Source organism: Paraburkholderia sp. SIMBA_054 (assembly GCF_046534875.1).
Taxonomy (GTDB): domain Bacteria; phylum Pseudomonadota; class Gammaproteobacteria; order Burkholderiales; family Burkholderiaceae; genus Paraburkholderia; species Paraburkholderia hospita.
On sequence record NZ_JAWRXV010000929.1, the window covers coordinates 1 to 265 of the forward strand.

At 58.9% G+C, this 265-nt stretch carries 1 protein-coding gene; it reads left to right on the forward strand.

The window, feature by feature from the left end:
* Nucleotides 1-265: LysR family transcriptional regulator (locus tag SB822_RS57855; RefSeq protein WP_410859205.1), on the forward strand; the 265-nt coding region annotated here is incomplete at both ends.

The following is a 265-nucleotide window of genomic DNA, read 5'->3' on the forward strand; positions in this document are numbered from 1 at the left end:
GACGCGATCGACCGTACGGGCACGTTCGCTGAAGCTGCGGAAACGTTGCATCGCGTTCCTTCGTCGCTAACGTACCTCGTGCAAAAACTGGAAAGCGACATGCAGGTCGAGCTTTTCGACCGCAGCGGCAGACGGGCGAAACTCACGGAGGCAGGGCGCTTTCTTATCGATGAAGGGCGTCAGCTCCTGGCAGCCGCCCGGCATCTCGAAGCGAAAACGAAGGGCATACAGAGCGGTTGGGAAAGCGAGTTGCGAATATGTCTGG